This is a genomic window from Catenovulum agarivorans DS-2, from assembly GCF_000568405.1.
Lineage (GTDB): Bacteria > Pseudomonadota > Gammaproteobacteria > Enterobacterales > Alteromonadaceae > Catenovulum > Catenovulum agarivorans_A.
In genome coordinates, this window is sequence record NZ_ARZY01000010.1 from 1 (window position 1) to 25,491 (window position 25,491).

Annotated in this window: 15 protein-coding genes and 1 pseudogene; 4 read left to right on the forward strand and 12 right to left on the reverse strand. The window is 41.6% G+C overall.

Annotated features, from left to right (window positions below):
- Positions 1 to 35: 35 nt before the first annotated feature.
- From DS2_RS07070 to DS2_RS07105, 9 genes and pseudogenes are all read right to left on the reverse strand, one after another.
- On the reverse strand, positions 36 to 509 hold the full coding sequence (locus tag DS2_RS07070; protein WP_152537559.1) for a hypothetical protein: 474 nt from the start codon (positions 507 to 509) through the stop codon (positions 36 to 38).
- A 496-nt stretch (positions 510 to 1,005) separates the two neighbouring features.
- Positions 1,006 to 2,022: a cupin-like domain-containing protein gene (locus DS2_RS07075; protein WP_035013999.1), complete on the reverse strand. Its 1,017-nt coding sequence runs from the start codon at positions 2,020 to 2,022 to the stop codon at positions 1,006 to 1,008.
- A gap of 14 nt (positions 2,023 to 2,036) precedes the next feature.
- Positions 2,037 to 2,762 carry a SapC family protein gene (locus DS2_RS07080; protein WP_035014000.1) on the reverse strand — a complete coding sequence of 242 codons (726 nt, stop codon included), beginning with the start codon at positions 2,760 to 2,762 and terminating at the stop codon, positions 2,037 to 2,039.
- Positions 2,763 to 2,800: 38 nt separating this feature from the next.
- Positions 2,801 to 4,366 carry a tryptophan halogenase family protein gene (locus DS2_RS07085; protein ID WP_035014001.1) on the reverse strand — a complete coding sequence of 522 codons (1,566 nt, stop codon included), beginning with the start codon at positions 4,364 to 4,366 and terminating at the stop codon, positions 2,801 to 2,803.
- Positions 4,367 to 4,624: 258 nt separating this feature from the next.
- Positions 4,625 to 7,744, reverse strand: coding sequence for a TonB-dependent receptor (locus tag DS2_RS07090; RefSeq protein ID WP_035014002.1), 3,120 nt, complete (start codon positions 7,742 to 7,744; stop codon positions 4,625 to 4,627).
- Between the two features lie 169 nt (positions 7,745 to 7,913).
- Positions 7,914 to 8,837, reverse strand: coding sequence for a glycoside hydrolase family 16 protein (locus DS2_RS07095; RefSeq protein ID WP_035014003.1), 924 nt, complete (start codon positions 8,835 to 8,837; stop codon positions 7,914 to 7,916).
- Positions 8,838 to 8,901: 64 nt separating this feature from the next.
- Positions 8,902 to 11,895: a TonB-dependent receptor gene (locus DS2_RS07100; protein WP_035014004.1), complete on the reverse strand. Its 2,994-nt coding sequence runs from the start codon at positions 11,893 to 11,895 to the stop codon at positions 8,902 to 8,904.
- Between the two features lie 80 nt (positions 11,896 to 11,975).
- Positions 11,976 to 12,500: a carbohydrate binding domain-containing protein gene (locus DS2_RS21035; RefSeq protein ID WP_268745620.1), complete on the reverse strand. Its 525-nt coding sequence runs from the start codon at positions 12,498 to 12,500 to the stop codon at positions 11,976 to 11,978.
- Positions 12,483 to 15,152, reverse strand: a pseudogene (locus tag DS2_RS07105) (family 16 glycosylhydrolase); the annotation flags it as partial. The pseudogene DS2_RS07105 and the gene DS2_RS21035, both read right to left, overlap by 18 nt.
- 274 nt (positions 15,153 to 15,426) lie before the next feature.
- Here DS2_RS07105 and DS2_RS07110 point away from each other — a divergent pair.
- From DS2_RS07110 to DS2_RS19740, 4 genes are all read left to right on the forward strand, one after another.
- A complete protein-coding gene (locus DS2_RS07110; RefSeq protein ID WP_081754219.1) occupies positions 15,427 to 16,605 on the forward strand; it encodes a sensor histidine kinase in 1,179 nt (392 codons plus the stop codon).
- Positions 16,606 to 16,616: 11 nt separating this feature from the next.
- The gene (locus tag DS2_RS07115) at positions 16,617 to 17,375 is read left to right on the forward strand and encodes a LytR/AlgR family response regulator transcription factor (protein WP_035014089.1); all 759 of its coding nucleotides are present in this window, start codon (positions 16,617 to 16,619) and stop codon (positions 17,373 to 17,375) included.
- Between the two features lie 63 nt (positions 17,376 to 17,438).
- Positions 17,439 to 17,636 carry a hypothetical protein gene (locus DS2_RS07120; RefSeq protein WP_152537560.1) on the forward strand — a complete coding sequence of 66 codons (198 nt, stop codon included), beginning with the start codon at positions 17,439 to 17,441 and terminating at the stop codon, positions 17,634 to 17,636.
- A gap of 238 nt (positions 17,637 to 17,874) precedes the next feature.
- Complete coding sequence (locus DS2_RS19740) at positions 17,875 to 19,743, forward strand: family 16 glycosylhydrolase (protein ID WP_051479701.1); 1,869 nt, start codon at positions 17,875 to 17,877, stop codon at positions 19,741 to 19,743.
- Between the two features lie 224 nt (positions 19,744 to 19,967).
- On the opposite strand, the gene DS2_RS07130 is transcribed toward DS2_RS19740, so the two are convergent.
- The 3 genes from DS2_RS07130 to DS2_RS07140 are packed head-to-tail and all read right to left on the reverse strand — an operon-like array spanning position 19,968 to position 25,444.
- Positions 19,968 to 23,078, reverse strand: a complete 3,111-nt coding sequence (locus DS2_RS07130; RefSeq protein WP_035014007.1) for an efflux RND transporter permease subunit — start codon at positions 23,076 to 23,078, stop codon at positions 19,968 to 19,970.
- A gap of 54 nt (positions 23,079 to 23,132) precedes the next feature.
- Positions 23,133 to 24,140 (reverse strand): efflux RND transporter periplasmic adaptor subunit, encoded by a 1,008-nt coding sequence (locus tag DS2_RS07135; protein WP_035014008.1) that lies wholly within the window; start codon positions 24,138 to 24,140, stop codon positions 23,133 to 23,135.
- 2 nt (positions 24,141 to 24,142) lie between these two features.
- The gene (locus tag DS2_RS07140; RefSeq protein ID WP_235188560.1) at positions 24,143 to 25,444 is read right to left on the reverse strand and encodes a TolC family protein; all 1,302 of its coding nucleotides are present in this window, start codon (positions 25,442 to 25,444) and stop codon (positions 24,143 to 24,145) included.
- Between the last annotated feature and the right edge of the window lie 47 nt (positions 25,445 to 25,491).

Sequence of the window (25,491 nt, forward strand, 5' to 3'; positions counted from 1 at the left end):
TCGGCTTCGCGACACATATCCTTATTTGTTAGGCATCAGATCCCCCACCCTTCATTGAGGCACTCAACGCCTTTTGCGTTAATGGTTGATATGGTACCAGTACTCAAATCTACGTTTGCCGCCCAACGAACAGCTGGTAACCACTCCGCATCGATTTCACTAACTACGGCCGATAATGTATGAACAAACTTTCCATTAATTCGACAGCTACCTAGATGTAGGTTTTCACCGTTTTTTACATCTGGGTAAGGTATTTGGTCGGTTACAATCCATTGCGCTTTCTTTTCAGTTATGCCCGTACTTTTAGAAACCAAAATCCAGCTTTCATCTGAAGATCGTAAATCAGAAATAGAGATATCACAAAACTTTTCGCGCCCCAATTCATGCGCGATACAAGCTCCAGTTTTTGAGGTATATCCGGCGAACATTGGCGGGTACTCTCTTCCTACAAAGTCTTCCGAACATACTACGTGTGAATATAAAAAGCCTATCAGGATAAATATACGCATCTCAAATATATGCCTAACAGCTTATTGATCAGGATTCACAGTTTCCAGATTGAATCAGAACCGTTAACCCATCAATAAAAAATAACTAATTTCAAAAACTTAGTTTATTTTAAATTAAAGTCAACCTCAATATTTTACTGTAGAAAGCAAGGCTATAATTAATCGAGAATCGACTGGCCTATTATGTAAAATATTAAACAAATAAAAATCAAAGCCTTAGTGTAAAAATTGTATAAACCGAGCCATTAAATTGTTGGAGAAACCAAGAATAAATTGGAAAAATCTTTACCTTAGAATTACAACTGTATGTACACACAGCTAAAACTCTAAGAAGTAGAAACATGTCTAAGTCACCGTTTTTGGAATCTGTCAGGGCTGAAATTAGAGCTCGACATTATAGCTACCAAACTGAAAATCGCATTTGTATTGGATTAAATTATTTATCCGTTATATCTAAACTGTTCAATCAGATATGCACTACTCCCCCTTAATCAGCTTACCGATTTAACCTATTTAACACTATGCCACGTAAGCGCCGAATAATATCCGCGGTCATTTTTCCAACCGAGGCTTGGCAATGTTCTGGAATATGTGCTGCGGCGCGTTCTCTGTCGCTAAACACATAATAATCAAACAAATTTTTCCAAGCTTGTTTTTGTGCTTCGGGTAAATCGCGTATGGTCATTTGTGCATAAGTTAGTGCTCCCGCGGGTGTTTCCATAAAATTTGGTGATTGCCGCCACCAATAATTCACCAGTACGTTAAAGCCAGTTAAGCTCTCAACATGATGCCACCACATAGAAGGTACAAATACCGCATCACCTGGCTCCAATTCTGCCACCCATGCATTTTCCATTGCGGTTTTAAATTTAGGGAAGCGGGCAAAATCAGGTTGATGAAAATCAACTAAACTAATCGCCTGCCCTGCAGGGTTAAACTCCAACGGGCCAACATACAAGTTTTCTAACTGGTCTGGTGGAAACAAGGTAAAACGACGTTTACCTACCGCATTAACCGCGATATTGTCGGGCAAATCAAAATGCGCTGAAATGCGTGAGCGGTTGCTTATCCAAACACTAACTAAAGGTTTATTCGGTACATCTAAAGCCAAGTCGTTTGTTTGACGTAAACCCGGCAAACATAAATCAACCGAAGTAGAGCCAACATAACAAGATTGAGCAGATGGGTTGTCTAGGTTCTGCTGTATTTTATCCAATACTTGAGTTAAATCAGCGCGCACAGTTTGGTAGTTAAACCCTGTCATATCTTGGTTGTAACCAAAGCGGCCTTTTATTTCGGGCTCACCGACAAAGGCGCCAACTTGCTGTCCTTGATAAAACTGCCGAATATATTTATCCGCCTCAGCCGTTGAATTTAATCCAGCTTGAACCAATGGCCAATCAGCCGCCAAGCCTTTTAAAATAAACGGCTCAGTCGCGGTCAACAAATGTTTGGGGATGTCGTTACTTGTACATCCCTCAATCGTTTTAACGGCTTGCCCAAATGCTAGCATGCAATTTAGCCACTCTACTTATTCACTAATGTTTGGTTTTTGCGTTCTATTAGGTCTCGAATAGAGCTCATTGACGCCAAAACCATATAAATACTTTGTAAAAAGCCATCTTTATGCAAGTCAGCTAAGGCTTCAGCAGATAATGCATTCACTTTTTCTTCATGAATGGTGTAAAAGCCCACTAGTTGATTTTGCGAGCCATCGTTCAATTCAATTTCTAGTGTAAACGGCTCAAGTAGCTCATATTGCAATAATTTTTGCACAAAAGCCTTGCTATGATCTTGCCCTGCATGAATGGCTTGCAACATAGAGCTGATTTTTTCTAAATATGCAGTTTGACCGCCGTGCTCTAGAAACACAGGTTCCCCTTCGTCATTGCTAACGCGAGGGCTGTCCATATCAATATGAATAACAGGCTTCTTCTCGCCTGTTTCTCGGTCTTGTTGAAAGCCAATTAGAAATGGGTCGCGATCCATCACCAGCGGAATATATCCAGCGTCCCATTTATCGTCTTTCAAAAATAAATTTTCTTTTTGCTCAAAACCAAACATGGCAATTGGCATAAATTCACCTGTTTGTGAATCTTTGCGGAAAAATATTGGGTAGTCGTGTTGCACACTACGAAACTCAACCGGAAAAGTCATGCAAAACATGACCTGATCACCCATTTTCGCATTTCGTTTGCGAATAATTTTTAAGTCTTTGTGATCAACATTGTTTAATAATGCATGGTTGCTCATGTGTATAGCCTCTGTTATTTGTGTTGTTATCTGTGTCGTTAAATTTTTTGAAATCCATATTGTTGGACTTTTAAGTTCAATTGTCGGTTGCTCGGCAATTGACTTATCACTTGATTACTTTTTTGAATTGTTTCGGCAAATAAGCGCTCTGCTTGTTGCATTAGTTTAGTCTGAGTTTGTGTTTTGTGCGTTCGGCTAACCGTTTCGAACCCCATACCATACAAAACATATTGATAGCTGGCTGACGAAAACAAACTTTCAGTATGAATAGCATCAAAATGCCATGGCGCTTGGTAGCGCCATAAATTAAGGTTGTCTTGTAAACTTTGTGGAATAGTCGATTCATCGCGGTTATCTAACCAATAGGCTGAATCGTCTCTTTTACTTAAAACATAATGAACTTTTAAAAAGTCGATAATTTGCTGCCAGCGTGCGCTAAATTTATCGTTAAAGCGCTCCGCGACAATATCCATGACCTGTCGATTTTGTGGTAATTGTTCGCTGATCATTTGCGCTGACAGTTCAACCAGAACTAGAGCCGATGCCTCTAAAGGTTCGATAAAACCTGCCGCCATACCGACAGCAACACAATTATTCTGCCAAAACTTGCGTTTATGCCCTGGATTAAATTTGATCTGTTTTAAATCGACATGCTTGGCAAAATCTAAACTACTCGATTGCGCAACATAATTGCGAATGGTTTGTTCAGCGTCATCTAAGCTGGTGTGTTCATCACTAAAAACATAACCACAGCCACGACGACTTGGCAGTGCGATATCCCAAATCCACCCTGCTCTTTGCGCTGTTGATAAGGTATGTGAAGCAAAATTTTCATCTTCACTGTGATAGGGTACATGGACAGCTAACGCGGTATTATTGAATAGATAGTGCTGCAAACTAATGTTTTCAATACCTAAATGCTCACCCAATAAACGTGCACGACTGCCACTGCAATCAATGAATAACTCACCAGAAATTTCACCAGCGGCGTCTGTGACTAAGCTGGCTATATCACCATTGGTATGTGACTTAACATCCAAAACATTGGCTTGAATATGCTTTACCCCAAGCTTTTCCGTGCAATGTTGGGTTAAAAAAGCTGCAAATTTTGCTGCATCAAGATGATACCCATAGTTTGCCACATAGGCATATTCGGGCGTTGCAATTTGTTTTGGCGCTAGGTTTCGGTCACATATGTGGCTCTGAAAAGAAACCGCATGATCAAACCTAACTCGCTCGCGATATTGTTGCCAAGCCATAGCTAAATTGTGTTGGGTAAATTCTGTTGGCAATGAAAATGGATGATAGTAGGCATCTTCAACATCTGCGGTATGCCAAGCTGCAAACTTAGACCCTTGTTTAAACGCTGCATCACAACATCGAATGAAATCGGTTTCGCTTACGCCCATTTTTTGCAATGTGGTGCGCATAGAAGGCCAAGTACCTTCGCCAACCCCTACAGTTTTAATGTCGGGCGATTCAACCAATGTAATTTTAATGCCATTTGTATCACTTGGCATATGTTCAGCGGCGAGCACACCAGCGGTTAACCAACCTGCACTACCGCCACCTAAAATAACAATATGTTTTACCAGTTGGTTCATTGCCCCTACCTGAATACACTAACAACTTCCTAAACTTGTTAGTCACTGCGTTAACAAACACGGCGTCTAACATAAAACGTTTTCATGGTCACATATTTATAACAAAATATCTATAATGATTTTTGTTTACCTTGATTGAAAATTTTACATTGGGTAAAAATTTTGTCTCCACAAAAAAATAAGGTGCTAACCCTGTATGGCCTAGCACCTTATGTTTATTTTCTACCCTAACTAACCTGAACTCTGGTTAACTATAAATTAGAATGTATAGCGAGCACCAATGTTATATCTTGGGGCTTGCTGCGTGGCGTTCATCACCATATTTTCGTGGCGGCTATGCTGACGAGAGTACTCGTCTGTGATGTTTATGCCCTCAGCAAAAACCGTTAAATTTTCGCTGACATCAAAGCTGACATTGATATCCCATTGACCATAGGCTTCGGTATAAATTGGGTTTTTCTGATCACCGGTAAAGGTACTCGCCAAGAAAGTATCTCGCCAGTTGTAGGCAATACGCACCTGAACACCATCTTTATCATAAAAACCAACAAAGTTAGCTGAGTCACTTAACCCAGGTAAAACAAACTGATTTTGTTTAGGAATTGGGTTGCCGTCATCATCTAAAATTTCATTACCATTTGCATCAACTTGGTTACCCTTATTGGTATTGTAGTTGTCATACACAACATCACCATCAACTAAGGTGAAGTTGATTTGAGTACCAAAACCACTGTCACCAAATAGATGTTGAACCGCAACTTCGAATCCATCGAGCGATGCTTCTTTTTCGTTTGAAGGTACGGTAAAAGTAATGTCAGTTGGTAAATAACCATCGGTTGGATCCGTTAAATTACCATCGGCATCTATCCAGCCTTGATCTAAATAATATTGGCGTAAATCGCCAGCATTTGGGCCCGCATCGTCAGCGGATATATTCAATGCAGCCAACGCTTGCGCTGCATTTGGACCCGAAAACGGGTGAACAACATCAAATGGTGCTTCGGTCAAACTGCCTTGACCAATAAAGTTTTTAACATCTTTAGCGTAATAACCAACAGATACATAGCTGCCTTCGCCGTAATACCATTCAGCAGATAAGTCAAAGTTGGTTGATTCAAACGGAACTAAATTTGGATTACCACTGGTACCTGTGCCGCCATTTATACGAGCTAATTGGCTAACGGAGCGACCACCCTGAATATCGGCATAACCTGGACGCGTCATAGATTTACCGATTGCCGCACGCATAATGAAATCGTCAAACACCTCGATATCAAAATCGATAGCCGGCAAAACATTATCGTAAGAACCACTTTGAGCAGAAGCAACTGGCTCACCTGAAGCAGACAACGAGAATTCGTTTGCTCCAGTCCAAGCAATATTAGTGTAATTAGGCACGACTGCGGGAGATGTTACGTCGGTTTCTTCGTATCTAACACCCATGGCTAAGTTGGCGGGCATCGCCCCAATATCGAATATCAAATTAGCCTGCAAGTAAGCGGCTTTTTGTTTCTCAACTACGGTTCTGTCTTCAGAGAATGTGCTCGGTGCACATAACCGTGCCCCACACTCTCCTAACGACTCATCATTTAGCAGAGCAATTGCTTCAATTTGATCAATGACTTCTAAGAAATCAGTTTTGTAGATATATTTTTCTAATCTTGGATTTTCACTACCAGGAATATCCGAGAATTTATCTGGAACCGTATCTAAATAAAAAATATCATCATCGTATGAATCTTGCATTTGGTAATCCGCGTCATAATCAGCGCTGCTAGGATCCATCTTAGCTTTAACACCATAACCACCCCAAGTATCACGTTGAGTATTGCCAAAGGCAGAACGATTGCTTGATTCAGTTGAGTTAATCCCAAAATTGATGCTTTCAACAATGCCTTCATCAAAGGTATAAGTACCTTTAAGCTGGTATTGGTCAATTTCCGCTTTCATGTAAGCGTTACGGAAACTGGTACCCGCGCTCATCATGCGTGATGGATCACGCTCTTCGGCCCCATTCGCGTACATGATATCTAACACTGGTAAATCTTGGCTGTAATCCACTGTTGCGCCGATTCTGTCATTTTGGGTTAAACCAATAATATTGTTAGAACCACGCCAGTCAGCTGGGCCAGCTTCGGCTTCAGAAGAGTGCACATCAACTACAAACTTCAAGTTGTCGCTGGCGGCAAATTCTACATTAAAGCCTAATGATTTATTTTCATTATATGTACCAAAACTCGCTACACCAGATGCGGCATCCGCACCACTTAAGTCTGTGTAAAGAACTGGCGCTACGACAGAGCCAACCGCGTCGGTTCCTTGAGTCATTACAATACTACCTGGGGTGCTTGTGTCGTAAGCATTGTTGAACCAAGCAGAGATGTTGGTGCTATTTGTTTCTACTTCATTTTTAGCATAAGTGTAGTCTAACGTTGCTAAAACCGATTCTGTTGGTCTAAATTGCAAAGTCAGCTGACCATTTACACGCTCTCTGGTATTGTTATTGAATTCGTAAGAAAGGTTGCGCGGTACCGAGTATACTTCATCTTCAGTTGGGCGATTGATCACCGCTATTTGTTCTTCGACTAGGTTGCCATCGTCATCATAGGTGTCTAACGGCAAAGTGCCCCAATCACCATCATGGCCTTTAATCGTGTACCAGCCATTGCCAGTCACCGCGCTGCTGTAAGCACTCTTACGCTTTTGGTATGATCCAACTAAAGATACACCCACTTTGTCGTCAAAAAAGCTATTGCTAACAATGGCAGACAATTCTGGCGTAATTGAGTTGCCTTCAACTGATTGATCCAACACACCTTTGGCCCCAACACTCAATTTAAAGCCTGGCGTGTTGAGTGGGCGATGTGTTTCTAAATTTATAACCGAGCCGATGCCACCTGTAGGGTTTTCTGCACGCGCAGTTTTGTAAATTTGTACACCTGCAACCCCTTCTGAAGCTAGGTTGGCGAAATCAAAAGATCGAGAAGAAGATGCTGAGGTTGCTTCTAGATTTGCCGCAGGCATTTGGCGTCCATTTAACGTAACGACGTTAAAATCAGGCCCAAAACCACGCACCGTCACTTTACTACCTTCACCATTTGTCCGGTCGATGGAAACACCTGTAATACGTTGTAGCGACTCAGCTAAGTTGGTGTCTGGGAATTTACCCATATCTTCAGCGTTGATCGCGTCAACAATACCTGTGCTTTCACGCTTAGTATCCATTGCACGCATAATAGAACCACGAATACCAGTGACGGTAATAGTTTCTTCTATTTCTTGTGATTCTTGCGCATTTGCATAACTTGTATGACCAGCCATTAGACCAGCCAACATGGCGGTTGAAACCGCACTTAGTTTAAATTTGTTCTGTCCCATGTGTTTGCCCTTTGTGTATTATCGTTGCCTAGATAAAGTAAGCGGTTTCATTAACTTTAAATAAAAACCCTTCTGGGAAAATAAAAAACCACATAATGAAAGCGATTACAGGACGAAAGGATATTTAACCATTACGACAAAGTCAACAATTATTTAACACTCGAGCCGATTACTGACTCCAACCAAAGGGCGCTTTATCCCATTGGTATATACGGATCCAATCGTACTGAGTGACCATAGGGTATTTATTGCGCTTTTTATTGCCGCCAAATACGTCTTGAATGTGATCATTGGGGATCCAAAAATTCATCATCAACTGGGTGAAGTTGTCTGGAATGGGTGTTGGCTTTACTTGCGGTGCTACACATTCAGGCTGGCAATCAATATCTGCGCCACTGAGGGTTTTAACTAATTGGCCATCAACAAACCATTTAATTGCAGTCGGTGTCCATTCGAAAGCAAAAACACGCCATTCATCTACAGGGCCAACAACTATTTTGTCTTCCCACGCCCCCCATTGACGGGTCGACCACCAATCTGGCGAGTTGAGCCCATAAATTAAATTGGCTTGAAATTTGTCCGGTCGGCCACCTTCAAGTTCAATATCTATTTCTTCCCATTCTCTTGGCTCTCCACCTTGCATATAGGTAAATAGCGACGAGATATAACCCGATGCGGTTTGTCGATTTGGCGCTTTCATCCGCGTTTCAAAGCGGCCATATTTTATTGGCTTATCAGGCACTGTGCGCAATTCGCCACAGGTATACTCGTAAGCATTTTTTTGTTGCTGGTGATCTTCAGACCAACTCGCGGCGACACTTTGCTCGCGTATGGTTAAATTTAATAAACCATTTTTAACTTCTACGCCTTGAGGCTGAAAGCGGCAAATAGATTCACTGCCTACCGCACCATCGCCTTTTGCCCATAAATCAGTGTTAAACTGATTGAATCTTTCATCCACTACTAACGTAAAATCTGGGTACGCTCCCGTATACCCCTGATAAGTAATTAGCTTATCAGCAGAGCTTGCAGCAAGCACAGCCTGAGAGTTAGACAACAGCACTGTTGTCATAATAGATAAGGTTTTTTTCATAACAATTCCAGCGAAAAAAGCGTGGCAACGAACGACTTTTACTGCCACGCTATTATTGGGAGTCTTACAGTTTGATACGGGCACCAACCACATATCTTGGGCCATATTGGCGAGCAAATAAGAATTGCTCTTCAAAGCGGCCATAACCTTGTTCTGTTTCATTGTTGAGGTTAACCCCATCAAAGAACACGGTAATATCGTCGGTTAGATCGTAATTAATACTCATGTCCCACTGCGCAAAAGATTTTGCAAACTGCGGCGGCGCTTCAGCAGAACCTTGCGATTGGCCTTGGCCAATTAAGTATGCATCACGCCATGCGTAGGTCGCTTTCACCGACAATCCATCTTTTTCATAGAACATTTGGAAGTTGGCTGAGTCACTAATACCTGGCAGCACACCTTGTACTTTTAGTTCATAAGGGTCGTACTCAACATCACCATCCACTAAAGTAAAGTTAAGAGCAGTACCAAAACCACTGTCGCCAAATACGTGTTGCACGGCAAATTCAGCGCCGTGAACGTTACGCTCTTCTACGTTTAATGGTGTGCTCAGAGACCATTTAAGAATTGGGTCGGTTGCTGGATCAGCCGAAATCGCACCATTCTCATCACCATAACCTTCAGCGATTAGCCAGTCATAAATTGCGCTGGTATCAGCTTGTTGACCATCCCCTTCTATTGCGGCAACGGCAGATTGATATCTTTGTCCTTGGTAGACATCATGCACACCGTCAATGGTGTCTTCAGTAACAGAGCCTTCTATCCAGTCTTCAACTTTTTTCGCAAATAAGCCGACCGACAAGTAACTATCTTCTTGATAATAGTACTCAACCGATAAATCTAAGTTAGTCGATTGATACGGTTTTAAATTAGTATTACCACCACTGGCGGTACGCGCTCCTATTTTTGGGCTACCACTATAGCTAGTGCCACCTAATAAATATCCGAGTTCAGGGCGTGCCATACTTTTGCCCACCGACAATCGTGTGACTAAGTCGTCGGTTAGCTCTAGTTTCAAATCGAGCATAGGCAATACAATGTCATAGCCGCCAGAGTTAGATACCAACTGCGCATCACCTTGATATCTAGTTATCCATTCTGACGCTGAAGCCCACACCACTTCTTCAACTAGCTTGCTCTCAGATGGACTCACTACATCGGTTGATTCGTAACGCACACCAGCATTCATTTCAAGCAGATAATCACCTAACTCAAACTCCCACTGGCTTTGTAAATAGACCGCTGTGGTTTCTTCTTCAACTAAACTGGTTGTCTGATTACCATTTGGGTCATAAGGGTCGGTTGAAAATGCATTGCTAGCCCCGACAGCGTCAGCAGTTACATAAGCGCTATGCAAACCAACGACTTTGTCTAAATCAAAGGTGTAATAATAATTTGGTGATAGGTCGTCGCCACCACCGGAAAATTGGTCGAGAAAATCAGCCGTACCATGTTTGGTAAATAGATCATCTGACAAAATTTGGGTAAAACTTGGATTAAAACCTGGACCACCACGTAAACCACTCCAAGCATTTGAACCAGAAAGTGATTGTTTGGTAAAAGAGCCGCCCGCCTTAAGTTCGACCAAAGCTCCACTACTGCCATTCACCCAAGTCACATCTAGCTGTGCTTGTTGGACAGTAGCTTTACCTGGGCTATGGATAAATTGACCAAAATTAGAGTCAATTTCACTCGCATTTAAGGTTTGACTACCATTTTCCCAGTTGATCCAATAGTGTGGAATTTCACCGTTTCGATAGTCATACACTTTATTGACCAGTTTATCTGATCCCAAAATCATCTGCGCAGTGCCACCGATACCTTTGTCTGCACCGTTGTCTACTTTGGTTTGTGAGTCATGTACGTCTAATTCAACGTGAATTGAATCGGTTAACTGCCAATCTAAATTTAAACCAACTGAATCAGATTCAACTTCTGTGGTTGAACGACTGATTGCAAACGAGCCGTCATCACCAGCAATGTCCGCGTAAATAGCTGTACCATTAGAATCTAATTCGTAGCCATTAATATTGCCACCGAAGTTATTCCAGATCCCCCAACCAACAGTCTCTACAGCAGTGGTTGCACGTGTACCTGTATAATCAGCAGTGATAACCATGTCATCCGTTGGTTTGTACTGAAGTGCAACCTGACCATTAATGCGCTCTCGCTGCACATCTGCGTAACCGTAGTTCATGTCTTTAGGAAAAAAGTGTGCAGCAGAAGGTACCAATTCCCCTGTGTCTGGGTCTACTGCCATAAAGGCTTTTACTGGCTCACCATTTTCATCTAAAGCTCGGTTGTCGATTACCTCACCACTCGGACTTGCTGGCAAATCAACATTGGCATGCCAACCTTGAATATTCGCGCCTTGCTGCTGGAAATCTCGACGGTTATACGAGAAGTTAGCTGCAACCCCAAAGGTGTCGTCCATGAATGTGTCGCTGTATAAACCCGCAAATTCAGGGGTAATATCATCACCAGCGACATTTGAGCTATCGTGAATGGCTTTTGCCATTAGGCTGATAGTACGTTCTTTAGTTTGTAATGGCTTAGGTGTGACTATATTAACCGTTGCACCTAAACCACCTGTTGGCGTTTCCGCCCGTGAGGTTTTGACCACCTCTAGACTAGAGACGCCCTCTGACGATAAATTTTCAAAATTAAATGAGCGAGTAAAACCTGTACCCGGCATTTGGCGGCCATTGAGCGTCACTAAGTTAAAATGTGGGCCAAAGCCACGGACGGTAATTTCACTCCCCTCACCGTTAGAACGACTGATAGTAACACCCGTAATACGTTGCAGTGATTCAGCTAAGTTAGTGTCGGGGAATTTACCCATTTCTTCAGCTGAAATAGCATCCATAATGCCTGAACTATCGCGTTTTAAATCCATTGAACGCATTAAACTGCCGCGAATACCGCGTACCGTAATGGTTTCGTCTACTTGCTCGTCGGCACCTTGCTGGGCATAAACCACCTGAGGTGCTGAAGCAGCCGCTAGCGCTACAGATAAGGTTGCGGCTAGTTTATTTAATTTAAAGCTATTGGTATTCATAACTTTCCTACTTAATTCTGTACAAAAACTGTTGAACAAAGTAGAGCTGTCATCTGTGATGAAGCTCTACGATTTCGTAATTACTTCATCACCACAGTGACATCATCAATGGATACAACACCTATTTCAGCGCCCATATCAAATAGTACTCGGCTATTGTCGTCGCCAAAACTATCGGCCACTATGTCATAGGTAAATGTTTGCCAATCTGTCGTTAAAGATACCGTTTCAGTTTTGTTGGTCCATGGATCATGGTTTAAACCTAAACCAACAAGCATAGTACGAGCACGGTCTGATTTCGCTTTGAATGACACTGTATAAGTTGCGCCAGGGGTAATTGTCATTACTTGGCTAATATTGACATCCCAAGGGTTACCCGCTGCAGTGACGTCAACTTGGTAGAATGAGTTTGCACCTTCAGTCACAATATTGACGTCAAAAATAGCGTTTAACCAATGGTCAGTTGAATCAAATGTGCCATTGCAAACAGGGACAGTACATGCACTCGCAGCATCGTCGTTAGCATTATCATCTCCAGTGCTGTCATCACTTGAGTTTCCACCATTATTAACCGAACGTGCAGGACCAATATAAGCATTATCTATACGATAAACAGCCCCTTCACCTTGACCCCATGCTGGGAATACCATAACCACGTCGATTGCTGATACATCTAGGCCTTGGTTATATAAATCAATTAACGAGAAGGTATAGGTTTGCCATTGATTTAATTGAGGTGCGAAACCTTCTTGGCTATCAGTTATAGGTAGCTCTACAGCTTCTGAAGTTTGGTTGCTCTCAATTTTAAATAACCAAGGTGCTGCTGCATTGTTTGGCATACTGGTTACTTTTAAGTCAAAAGCTACTACACCATCATTCAAAAAAGCAGATGCATCATACGAAACGCCTGAGCCATCAGCTGGTTTAAAACCCATAACCGTTGGTTGTGCGCCAATACTAAACTCAGCAGCAGCTCCAGTATCATTGTCAGTGACAACCGCAGGCGTCGAACCACCACAACAATCCCACATTAACCAAGTTGCGTCTTCAGCATCAGCAAATAAAGTTAAACCAGCGTTGCTACCTCCAACAAAACTTGGGTCATAGATTTTTGCATTGTCAATGCGATAAATCGCTCCTTCGCCTTGGCCCCAAGCAGGGAAAACCATAATCACATCAATTGCACTGACATCTAGGCCTTGGTTAGATAAATCTGCTAATTTGAATGTATAGGTTTGCCATTGGCCTTCAACTGGTGCGACACCTTCAACGCTATCTGTTAAATCTAATTCGACGGCTTCTGAAGTTGCATTACTCTCTATTTTGAATTTCCAAGCTGCAGCTGCATTGTTTGGCATGCTAGTAACTTTCATTTCAAATTGAACAACACCGGATGGCAAAATTGAACTCGCGTTAAAATTAACCCCCGAGCCATCTGCTGGTTTAAAACCCATAACCGTTGGTTGTGCGCCAATTGCAAATTCAACTGCAGTATTGTGCTCACCATCATCTGTTACTTCAATTGGGGTTGAACCACCACAACAATCCCATGGTAACCATTCTGGGTTAGCTTGTTCTTCAAATAAAACTAATTCAGGGCTATTTGCACCAGCGCCATCACCAATTTTGAAATTATCAACACGGTAAACTGCGCCCTCTCCTTGTCCCCATGCAGGGAAAACCATGACAACATTAATGCCACTTACATCTAACCCAGCATCTGCTAACTGCTGCAATGTAAAGGTATAGTGCTGCCATTGACCTTGGGTAGGCAATACACCTTCTTGGCTTTCAGATAGTGAAAAAGTTGCAGCGGTATCCGCGTCACCTTGTTCAATTTTAAAAAACCAATCCGCACTTGCATCGTTTGGCATGCTTAGAACTTTGAGGTCAAACTCAACTGTACCAGTTGCTAATTTACTAGTTGCATCGTAAGGTTTAGGCGCGTCTAAATCACGAGTGATAAAACCCATTACAGTTGGTGTAGCACCAATTGAAAATTCAGCTGTAGCCCCATAAGTTGAGTCAGCATCAATTTCTACAGTCGGCGTTGAGCCACCACAACAATCCCACATTGGCCAATCAGGATTTTCTGCATCAGCAAAAATAACCAAATCAGATACTGGGCCTGGAGGTGCAGGTGGAGTGATAGTTGGCGCTTCACCTTCAACTAAGGTTGCATCTGCAAAATATTCTGGAGTATAAGTACCACAGCCCTTGCCCGTTTCACGATCAAGTGAACATTGGTATACACGGACATAATCGATCTGCATTGCGTTGCCGTCGACAAAGGCTGCAGGATCAACCCCTCCAGTGTCTGAAAATTCACTGGCTTGGTTTGTGTTAGATGCCCAATCGCCGCCAACAGCATTATTCAATATGATATGGAATTTTTGATCGAACGGAGCGTCAGTATAAAATGCAGCCAACTCACCTGTTACTGGGTGATAATTGTGCGTATACCAACCTCGATGTTTTAAACCAGTCGCAACGCCGTCTTTGTTATAACGAACTTCAGAACTTCGCTGGCTAGCATACAAGGTATCATTGATATACCAACGAATTTCACCTTCCTCCCACTCAATCGCGTAGGTATGGAAAACATCAGCAGGGTTTTGCTCTTGAGGTAAAATATATTCCTTGCCCGAATGGTCGTTGTCGGGCCAGCTTTTACCGTAGTGCAAAGTACCATAAATACTCGAGTCGACAGTACCGTCCGGACGAATGGCTTTAGTGTTTACTCCTTCAAATATGTCTATTTCGCCTGAATGCGGCCAGCCACCATATACTTCATCTGTAGGTAACATCCAGCCTGCAGGAAATGTACCTTGACCAGCTGGCAATTTAGCGCGAATTTCAACTCGGCCATATTTCCAATCGCCCTTATATTTAGTATTTAAACGTGCTGAGCTATATGGCTTGCTCCCTTCTGACGAAGGTTTGGCAACTAAATGCAACATGCCGTCTTGCAAATAAGAGTTCTCGCTGGAATCTGTATAACACTGTAGCTCGTTATTACCACCGCCACTACAGTTGACTTCATGTGTCCATTTAGCGGTATCTATTTCAGTGCCATCAAATTCGTCTGCCCAAACTAACTGCCAGTTTGAATTTTTTTCAGTGATATCTGGTGGTGTGAAGTCAGATTCAGTTTCAACGTCTTGTGTACAACCTAAGATAAGCATGCTCGATGTGACAGCCAAACCATATTTGACTAACCGAGCTATCTTATTTCGGTTAGATAATTGTGTTGTCATAGGTATCCCCATAATTTTGTCGATGATTATTCAATCACAAAAATTGTAATCGCTTATAAACCAAACTAAACGCTGTTACAATTCGAGCGCAACAGCAAAGTATTTAATACTTTTTTAACACACCATTTTCTTTATCGCATACAAAATGAGATAAACAGGGATCATTTCAAGTTAAAATGGACAGAAATACAGCAAAGTAATAACCACTTGTATTTGTTTTAAAATAATTTACAGCTAAGTTTTAAGTACATAGCACGATAAAAGGTTGATAACAGTGGCACAATCTAATGTTATAAGTCAGTCAACTAACAACGACGAACAAGAAAAAGCGCTCGATGTAAGTCAGCTCATTCAACACAAGCTGGGCAATGCACCGACAATTTTATTTCGCTACTGCCAAATTGGTTTTTGGGCTTTTAGCTGCTTTATTAGCTATACCACTCTCACGCTTTGGTATGGCCAATACGATATCGCTCACTTTTCGCATATTATTGTGCAGGCATTATTTGGATTAGCGCTTAGCCTGTTTATGCAAAAAGCTTTTTTGTGGAGTTGGAATAAAAGCAATTGGTTTAGATTAGCCTACTCATTTTTACTTGTTGTTTTAGTATCGTTATTATGGACGATTGCTCGCATGTTAGCTTTTATTCATATGACAGACGAGCAAGATATATGGTGGAATTTTGGTGGTTGGTACTTCACTGGCATCTTTATATTCTCTTGCTGGAGTGCGATGTTTTATGGCGTAATCTACTACCAACTTTTGCAAGTAGAGCATCAAACATTATTAGACACCGAAGCTAAGTCTAATATCGAGCACTTAAAGCGGATTGAAGCGCAAAACATTGCCCGAGAAGCCCAATTAAAAATGTTGCGCTATCAGTTAAACCCACATTTTTTATCTAATAGCCTTAATGCAATTAACTCACTAATCGAAGTACAAGAAAACAATAAAGCTCAACAAATGGTGGTCAATTTAAGTCGTTTTTTACGTTATTCGTTAGATAATGACCCTGACATTAAAGTTACCTTAGCGCAAGAAATAAAAACGCTCGAACTCTATTTACAAATTGAAAAAGTACGTTTTGGTGACAGATTGGAATTTGAATTTGACATAGATGAACAGGCCAATAGTGCTTTAATTCCAAGCTTAATTTTGCAACCAATCGTCGAAAACTCAATGAAACATGCTATCGCAAAAAATGAAGATGGTGGCACGATCCGCTTAACCGCAGAGGTGATCAATAAACAATTATGTCTACAGTTATCTGATACAGGTTCAGGTTTAGAAGAAGTGGTCGACCAATCGGCTTTTGATCAGCCTCGAGGGGTTGGTTTACGCAATATTAGAGCCCGTTTGACGACCCTTTACCCTGAAGGTTATACATTCGAACTCAAACAGTTAGACACAGGCGGTTTATTGGCGCATATTTGTGTGCCATATCAAAATTAATTGAGGTTGATATGCAATCTATTAAAACCATTATTGTTGACGATGAGCCGCTCGCTTTAAGTTTAATTAAAGCTAAGCTGTCTAAGCATCCACAAATTAATATTGTTGCTGAGTGTCAAAATGGCCGTAAAGCATTAGCCGCTATTCAGCAGTTATCACCCGATTTAGTATTTTTAGATATAGAGATGCCTGGGTTAACTGGCTTTGATGTGATTAAGAAAATCCAAAATGACCTGATGCCGCTCATTGTATTTACCACGGCTTACGATCAATATGCGCTCAGTGCATTTGATGTAAACGCTGTAGATTATATCTTGAAGCCGATTGATGAAGCACATATTCAACGTGCTGTTGAGCGCGCCACTAGCCGCTTGCAAAACGTGGATGACACTCATCAACAAAAATCGAAAATAATTGATGCGCTACAGGCGATTAATGCATCAGCAGAACACAAAATAGTCATTAAAGACGGTGATGAAATTACCTTGCTCGACCAACAACAAATCGAGTGGATTGACGCTGCTGGCGACTATTGTTGTATTCATGCTCGAGGCAAAACCCATATTAAACGCTCAACCATCTCAGCTATGTTAGATGAACTTGACCCAAGCATTTTTAAACGTGTACATAGGTCGACCATTATCAATTTAACTTGCATCGATAAAGTGACTCCTCTGCCCAAAGGTGAATTTTATGTGCATATAGGCGACAACGAACAGGTCAAAGTCAGTCGTACATATAAAGATGTAGTGAAGGATTATTTGCAGTAGTTTATTTCCCAAGCCCAATAAAGTATTATCATACAACAATAAATTTAAGGGTAAGGAATGCAAATGTCTAAATTGATTCAATTATCAACCATTGCAGGAAAAGGAATATTAGCCGGATTCGGCATAGGCTCAATTAGTTATGCAGTGTTATTTATGTCGCTAAATATCGACAACCAGCAAGCCTTTAGCATAGGAACTTATGTTGCCTTATTAGCGGGCGGGCTGTGTTTATTTATTGCATTAAAAAATCCAAATATCTAAACAAAGCGCGCAAGTAACCCCTTAGTTATATACTTAAAACAAAACTAGTAGATGAATTAACCGCTGTGGCTAATCCCCTTGGCTATTAGTTGCAGCCACCACTCCCCTGCATCACATTAACAAATTAAAACATTTTACAAACATTTCTAACACATTAGATTTGTAAGCGCTTTCTTTTGGTGTCACAGTATAATAACTAGCGCACACAAATATAAATACACATACACAAAGGTGAAACATGAAAAAACCGTCAATTAAAACGACCACTGCAGTTTTGGCTGTAGGTCTATTCTCAGCAACCTCATACGCAAATACCTGCCAAACACTGGTTTGGAGTGATGAGTTTAATGGCACAACATTAGATTTAAACAATTGGGAGGTACAAACCGGCGACGGCTGTGCTGAAGGTATTTGTGGCTGGGGTAACAATGAATTGCAAAGTTATCAATCAGATAATCTAACAGTAGCAAATGGTACTTTAACCATTACAGCAAAAAAACAACGAGTTCAAGCCAATTCATATACTTCCGGCAGAATCCGCACGGCAGGTATGCCCGCTAGTGGTGAGTGGACCAATGGCCGCTTTGAAGCCAGAATAAAATTGCCGGATGCAGCAGGCATGTGGCCAGCATTTTGGATGCTCCCAACTAACCCTGATGTAGGTTGGCCAATGTCTGGAGAAATAGACATAATGGAGTCAACAGGCCAAGCCTCAATGTTTGCTCATGGTACAATTCACTATGGTGAAGCCTGGCCTAACAACTCATTTACCGGTGCTCATGTATTAAGCCAGCCACAAAAATGGTCGGACAACTTTCATGTATATGCTGTGGAGTGGGAACCAAATGAGATTCGTTGGTATGTAGATGGAATGCTTTATTCAACCAAAACACCTAGTGATTTAGCTAACCCAAGTTGGTGGACATATGAAAACTATCAATACCATATACTGCTAAATATGGCTGTAGGCGGCAGCTGGGGTGGCACGGTAGATGACTCAGCACTACCTGCAACAATGGAAGTAGATTATGTGCGAGTATACAATTTAGGTGAAGCAGCAATTGATGGCCCGAATATAGTTGCACCAAATAGCACACATACATTTACTGTAGTTGGTGCGCAAGGTACTAACTCTAGTTATACATGGAGTGCTCCTGCTGGTGCGACTATTTCAGGCAGCGGTGAAAGCGTTAATATTGATTTTGCCGGTGCTACTAGTGGCGAAGTATCAGTAACCGTAACTAACGCTAGCTGTGGCACAGATGTAGCAAGCTTCAATGTGTTTGTAGAGCCTGAGTTGGCAGTTGAAACTGTGTTAGACGATTTTGATGGCAACTCTGCTGTTACTTACACTTATTTCGACGGTAACTTTGATGTTTCAGGCGGCGTATTAAACTACACCAGAAACTCTGCAACACAATGGGATGTAATTGCGGCTTCGACTTCAGCTATATCAAATGCAGCGCCTTTACTTGTTGGCGACAAAGCTTTTGCCATGGATTTGTTTAATACAGATGCGGCTTTAGTTGGCAAGCAAATTTTAGTTCAATTGGAAAACTCAGCAACAGCCACAAGCAGCAACTATCCTGTTGGTCGCCACAGCAAATACGAAGCTTTCATTGATCACGCAAATGGCAGGCAAACCCTTAGATTTCGTTTAGCGGATAGAATAGACGGCGATACTGGTGATACCAATGTTGATACCTTAGTTATATTAATTGACCCTAATACCTTTAATGGCGATTTATATACAATTGATAACTTTGTTATTTTAGGTGGCAGCACTCAACCACCAGCAGAAGCAACGTCTGTCTATGTAAGTTCGGTAACAACAGGTACACAAAGTGCTGGAAAAGGGCAAAAATTTGGTACGGCAGCAGTAACCGTGTTAGATGATTTAGGCCAACCTTATGCAAATGCATCTGTTACTGGTAGCTTTAATGGCACATGGGATGAAACTCAAACTGTTTCAACTGATGTAAATGGTGTCGCTAACTTTGTTACATCGACCAGCCAAGGCGGTGGAGTAACAGTTAATTTTTGCGTTAGCGATGTAACTGCTGCACTAACATTTGACACTTCAGCAAGTACAGGATTGTGTCAGTAATTTCGATTTGAGGGTGGTTAATTTTCCACCCTCTTTTTATTGGAGGTCTATCAAAATATCCAACTCAAAAATCTAGCCGGGTGAAGCTCGTGCGTCTTTCCTCTATGTTAGCTTAACAATTGATGTAAGTTTCCTTCCAAATTTGGTGCATAGTCACGCAGGCTCCGGGCAAACACAAAATGCCAGTCAGCTTTGCTGACCAGCATTAGGCTATGTGCACATTTTTAGGATTTGGTACTGTTGTATGCAATTCGATATAGCACAGGCAAAACAATTAAAGTAAGTAAAGTTGAGGAAATAATTCCCCCAATAACCACAGTTGCCAATGGCCTCTGAACTTCAGCTCCAGTTCCAACATTTAACGCCATTGGAATGAAACCTAAACTGGCAACCAAAGCGGTCATTAATACAGGGCGAAGCCTGATGGTTGCACCTTCGATAATTGAGTTTATTAACTCTCCTGTTTCAAGTAATCGCTGTTTAATGAATGACAGCATGACCAGTCCATTTAATACAGCTATACCTGAAAGGGCAATGAATCCAACAGCAGCAGAAATTGAAAGAGGCATGTCTCTTAACCACAAAGCCAATACACCACCCGTTAGTGCTAGGGGCACACCGCTAAATATGATTAGTGCATCTTTTATTGAACTAAACGCTATTACGAGCAGTGTCAAAATAACAAACAATGTGGCAGGAACTACGATAGATAATCTTTGAGTTGCACCCTCAAGTTGTTCAAATGTACCGCCGTATTCAAGCCAATAACCAGCGGGTAAATCAACATTTTGTTGAATTTTTTGCTGTGCTTCTAGTACGAATGAGCCTAAATCTCTATTTCGAACATTGGCGGTGACAACAATTCGTCGTTTACCATTTTCTCGGCTGATTTGACTTGGAACCGTTGTATAATTTAACTCTGCAACCTCATTTAACGGTACAAACTCACCACTTTCTGTTGCGATTGGTAAATTACCTAACAGCTCAAGGTTAGTACGCAACAGCTCTGGGTATCTAACTACAATTTCAAATCTTCTATCACCTTCGAATATTAGCCCTGTGTTTTCACCTGACACCACTGTTGTTAACCAAGATTGTAAATCGCTTACATCTAACCCATATAGAGCTAATACTTCAGGTCTGGGATTCACAGTAAAAATAGGCACGTCATCAACTTGTTCAAGTCTTGCATCAGCAACACCTGAAATTGTATTGAGTGTAGCCAAAATTTCTTGTGCAGAGCTGACAAGTTGGGATAAATCATCACCGTAGAGCTTAATTCCCAAATCAGCTCTTACTCCGCTAATTAATTCGTTAAATCGCATCTGAATTGGTTGAGTAAACTCATAATTATTGCCGGGAATAGAGCTGAGATCTTTTTCTAGCCTTTCAACAAAATCCGCTTTCGTTAAATTAGGGTCGGGCCATTGCTCTCTGGGCTTTAATATCAAAAAAGTATCAGTCACATTTGGCGGCATTGCATCCGTCGCCACCTCTGCTGTGCCCGTTTTTGAAAACACCGTAGCAACCTCATCATATTCCATAATTTTTTGTTCAAGTATCTTTTGCATTTCAACAGCTTGGTCTATCCCAGTTCCAGGGATACGCATCGCGTGCAATGCAATGTCACCTTCATTAAGCTGAGGTACAAATTCAGAGCCTAATTTACTACCAAGAAATATGCTAAATACCACAAGTAAAGCAGCGCCAAAAACGACTAGCCAACGCAGTTTTAAAGCCCACTTTAAAACCGGACGATATACTGACTTAGCACCGACAATGATCGGACTTTCTTTTTCACTGATTTTGCCTTTCAAGAATAAGGCAACCGCAGCGGGAACGAGCGTGAAGGTAAATACCATTGCAGACAATAGAGCGATGATCACGGTGGCGGCCATCGGGTGAAACATTTTTCCCTCGACACCAGATAAGGTAAACAAAGGCACATAAACAATTGTTATAATCAATACGCCAAAAACACTAGGTCGTATCACTTCATTGGTAGCAGCGTAAACAATATCTAGCCGCTCTTTTAGGGAAATGACCGAGCCATTTCGTTTTTGGCTTTCTGCTAACCGCCTAATGCAGTTCTCAACGATTATTACCGCTCCATCAACAATTAATCCAAAATCCAAGGCTCCCAAACTCATTAAATTCGCCGAGACTTTGCTTTGAACCATGCCCGTGATTGTTGCCAACATTGCCAGTGGAATGACAGCTGCGGTAATCAAAGCGGCGCGTATGTTACCCAGCAATAGGAACAATACCAAGATAACCAGTAATGCGCCTTCAATGAGATTTTTTTGTACGGTACTAATTGCTTTATCAACCAGAGTTGTCCTGTCATATAGGGGAACTATAGAAACTCCTTGAGGTAAGCTATTTTGAATTTCACTAAGCTTTTCACCTACAGCTAATGCCACCGAGCGTGAGTTTTCGCCTACCAGCATCATTGCTGTTCCAATTACACTTTCCTTGCCTTCCTGTGATGCAGCACCAGTTCTTAGCTCTTTTCCTATCGCAACTTCGGCAACATCTTTTACTTTTACAAGTGTGCCGTCATCGCTTTTAATAGTGACGTTTTGGATGTCTTGAATAGTTTGCAATTGAGCTTGTGAACGAACAAGAATTTGCTGCCCGCTTCTTTCTATAAAACCCGCTCCTTGATTTGCGTTATTTCGCGTTACTGCATGTGATAGGGCTTCATTGGTAATACCGTAGTGCAACATCTTTAACGGATCAGGATTAATATGGTATTGCTTTTTATAGCCACCAATTGCATTTATTTCTGTGATCCCTTTAACCAATGCAAGTTGTGGTTTCACAACCCAGTCATGGATCTCCCTTAACGCCATCGCATCATAGGGTAAGCCATTCTTTTGCTTGGCACTTTCGTCGGCAGTTATGCTGTACATGTATATTTCACCAAGGCCCGTCGCAATAGGCCCCATTTCTGGTTCAATGCTTAACGGCAGTTGCTCCTTAATTGCGCTAAGCCGTTCATTGATTAAGTTTCTGGCAAAATACAGATCTGTACCTTCTTCAAACACAACAGTCACTTGCGACAGACCATATCGAGAAAGTGAACGGGTATAATCCAGCTTAGGCAAACCGGCCAACCCCGTTTCGACGATAAACGTGATCCGTTGCTCTGTTTCCAAAGGTGAATAACCTTGAGCTTGCGTGTTTATTTGTACCTGTACATTGGTTATATCTGGCACAGCATCAATAGGTAGCTTTTGATAATTCCACATTCCTAAAGCAATGATAAACAAAGCCATGAGCAACATAGTGCCACGTCTACGGATAGATAATTCTAGTATCCAGGCGATCATATTTTCACCTCGATAATATTGAAGCCAATATGAGGTGAATAAAAAGCGCGGAGGTTAGTGTTCATGTCCAGCCTCCGATTTTTTTAGATCAGCAACTAGCAGATAGCTGTTCTTTACAACCACACTTTCACCGACGTTTAAACCCTCGATGATCGCTATATTGATAGCGTCTGAAGCGCCAGTTTTGACTGGGTTAGGATGGTATTCATTGCCCTCTTTAATAAAAACAACATCATTGCCTTCAAACTCTTGAATGGCTTCTTTTGGCACAACAACTGGAGCTGAGTGTTGATTGGTTGTAACCGCCCCTTTAATTGAAGCGCCAAGTGGCCAGTTGTTCGTTTTGTTATTTAACTTTACAAATGCCAACGAATAAGGCTTGTTGTTTATAGATGGCGTTAAATAGCTAATTTGCCCACTTTGATTAAATTCAATGCTTTGGATTAGAACCTGTTGCTTGTCGCTAATTTTGCTAAGCTGGTTCGGAAATACCGACAGTTGTGCCCAAACGACATCAAAGTTAGCTATTGTCAGCAAGTTTTCCCCATTTGTCAGTTCGCCAATATTTGCTTGCCTAGCGACTACACGTCCAGACATTGGTGCTTTTATCGAATATTGATTTAGGCTCTCATTGGATTCAATCATGACAAGGATTTCGCCTTTTTTAACTTCATCGCCGATATTGGCTTTGATTTCCTTAATAACACCAGGGAACCTCGCGTTGACATGCGCAAGTGAGGCTGGGTCGGCAACTATTTTCCCGTATAAAATTTCTTCATCACGAATAACTCCGTTAGTAACAATGGCAGTTTCAATACCATTTTGTTTCGCCATTTCAGCAGACATGGTTACAAACTCATCCGCGTGCTCGTCTCCATGCTTTTCGTCTCTGCCTTGGTGACTATGTTCTTCATGCTCGTGGTCATGTTCATCGTGCTGTTCGTTGTTTTTTCCATGTTCATGGGGTTCACTAGCTTGAGTCGAGATGGTGGTCAAACCAATCACAACAAGCATTAATTTGAAAAGGCTGATTGGTGAATTTAATATTTTTTTCTTTTTCATGATTAATTCTCGCTAAAGCTTGAAAGTTGGCTTGCTGTATTACTGGAAGAAATTAAAGGAATGCCTGATAGTGCCTCAATGGCCACACTTTGCTTGTGTACATCACTTGCTGCGAAAATAAGTGCGTATTGCATATCAATAAGCTCTTTTTGCACTGAAACTAACTCCAAATAACTAAAGCGCCCGTCTGAATAGGCTTTTTGCACTAACGCCAACGCCTCTTCTTGCGGTGGAATAATATTGGTTTGTAATGCTTCAACCGTAAGACGAGCTTCTTCCTGCGCTGCATAGAACATAGCTAATTGACTATATAGCACTCGTTCTGCAGCTTTCTGTTGCTGTTCCACTTCGCTCAATTTTGCTTTTTGGGATTGATAGTTTCCCCTATTTCTATCACTCGTGAATAGAGGGACGCTAACCCCTGCGACCAAGGTTGTGTCGTTGCTGCCTTCAAGCCTTTTTATACCTGCGCTCCAAGTTATATTGGCCTTGCTTTGTGTGTTGATTAATTGCAATTGAGCCTGTTGAACTCTCGACTGCTCTGCATAGGCCAACAAATGAGGGCTTTGAGAAAGTTGAGCCATAATGTATTCAAGCGATATTGTTTTAGGGAATGCAAATAAATCGCCTGATACCCTAGAAAATTTCGGTGATTGCTCTCCCCACATAATAGCTAACTTACGAACACTGGCATCTAATTGCTTGGAAATGGTTAGTGTCTTTAATCTAGCTGTTGCCAGAGCTGCTTCAGCTCGTTTTTGCTCTGATGACGGTGCTGAACCAATGCGGACTTTTTTGGAGACAGTTTGGTAGGTTTCTCGTGCTAACTTTTCTGCATTTTCATTAACACGCATGACTTGCTGTAAGGTCAAAACATCGATATATCGGGTTGTTACCTCACCCAAAATATCGAGTGTTTGTATTCTTTCTTCAACTGCAATAGCTTGCTTTTGCGCGTTAACATAAAACTTTCTGCTATTTACCTTATCGCCCAGCTCTACAACAGAAGATATCGACAAGGTTAATTCAGCGTCGCTAAGTCCAGATACATCGCCAGTACCTGCAAAGTTTTCCAATTCAACACCGAAGTTATATTCAGGTTTTAGCTCTGCGGTGACTAATTCGCCGCCTAAACGCTTTTGTTTATATTCAAACGCTGTTAACTGTGGGTTATTTGCAAGCGTTCGTTGTATCGCATCTGATAATGAAACTGATTCAAGGTATAAATCATTAGCAAAAGCGATATTAGTTGTCACAATAAATGACAATACTGACAACCGTATTGTTTTTTTCAAAACATTCACGGTAGCCTTAAAATAAGACCAATTCATATTTTGTCCTGTTTATTTTT

What these genes read in the sequence shown, in the direction of transcription:
- DS2_RS07075 (WP_035013999.1), bottom strand. Translation starts at nt 2,022, where the DNA reads ATGCTAGCATTTGGGCAAGCCGTTAAAACGATTGAGGGATGTACAAGT.
- DS2_RS07095 (WP_035014003.1), bottom strand. Translation starts at nt 8,837, where the DNA reads ATGAAAAAAACCTTATCTATTATGACAACAGTGCTGTTGTCTAACTCT.
- DS2_RS07130 (WP_035014007.1), bottom strand. Translation starts at nt 23,078, where the DNA reads ATGATCGCCTGGATACTAGAATTATCTATCCGTAGACGTGGCACTATG.
- DS2_RS19740 (WP_051479701.1), top strand. Translation starts at nt 17,875, where the DNA reads ATGAAAAAACCGTCAATTAAAACGACCACTGCAGTTTTGGCTGTAGGT.
- DS2_RS07080 (WP_035014000.1), bottom strand. Translation starts at nt 2,762, where the DNA reads ATGAGCAACCATGCATTATTAAACAATGTTGATCACAAAGACTTAAAA.
- DS2_RS07135 (WP_035014008.1), bottom strand. Translation starts at nt 24,140, where the DNA reads ATGAAAAAGAAAAAAATATTAAATTCACCAATCAGCCTTTTCAAATTA.
- DS2_RS07090 (WP_035014002.1), bottom strand. Translation starts at nt 7,744, where the DNA reads ATGGGACAGAACAAATTTAAACTAAGTGCGGTTTCAACCGCCATGTTG.
- DS2_RS07120 (WP_152537560.1), top strand. Translation starts at nt 17,439, where the DNA reads ATGTCTAAATTGATTCAATTATCAACCATTGCAGGAAAAGGAATATTA.
- DS2_RS07115 (WP_035014089.1), top strand. Translation starts at nt 16,617, where the DNA reads ATGCAATCTATTAAAACCATTATTGTTGACGATGAGCCGCTCGCTTTA.
- DS2_RS07100 (WP_035014004.1), bottom strand. Translation starts at nt 11,895, where the DNA reads ATGAATACCAATAGCTTTAAATTAAATAAACTAGCCGCAACCTTATCT.
- DS2_RS07070 (WP_152537559.1), bottom strand. Translation starts at nt 509, where the DNA reads ATGCGTATATTTATCCTGATAGGCTTTTTATATTCACACGTAGTATGT.
- DS2_RS07085 (WP_035014001.1), bottom strand. Translation starts at nt 4,366, where the DNA reads ATGAACCAACTGGTAAAACATATTGTTATTTTAGGTGGCGGTAGTGCA.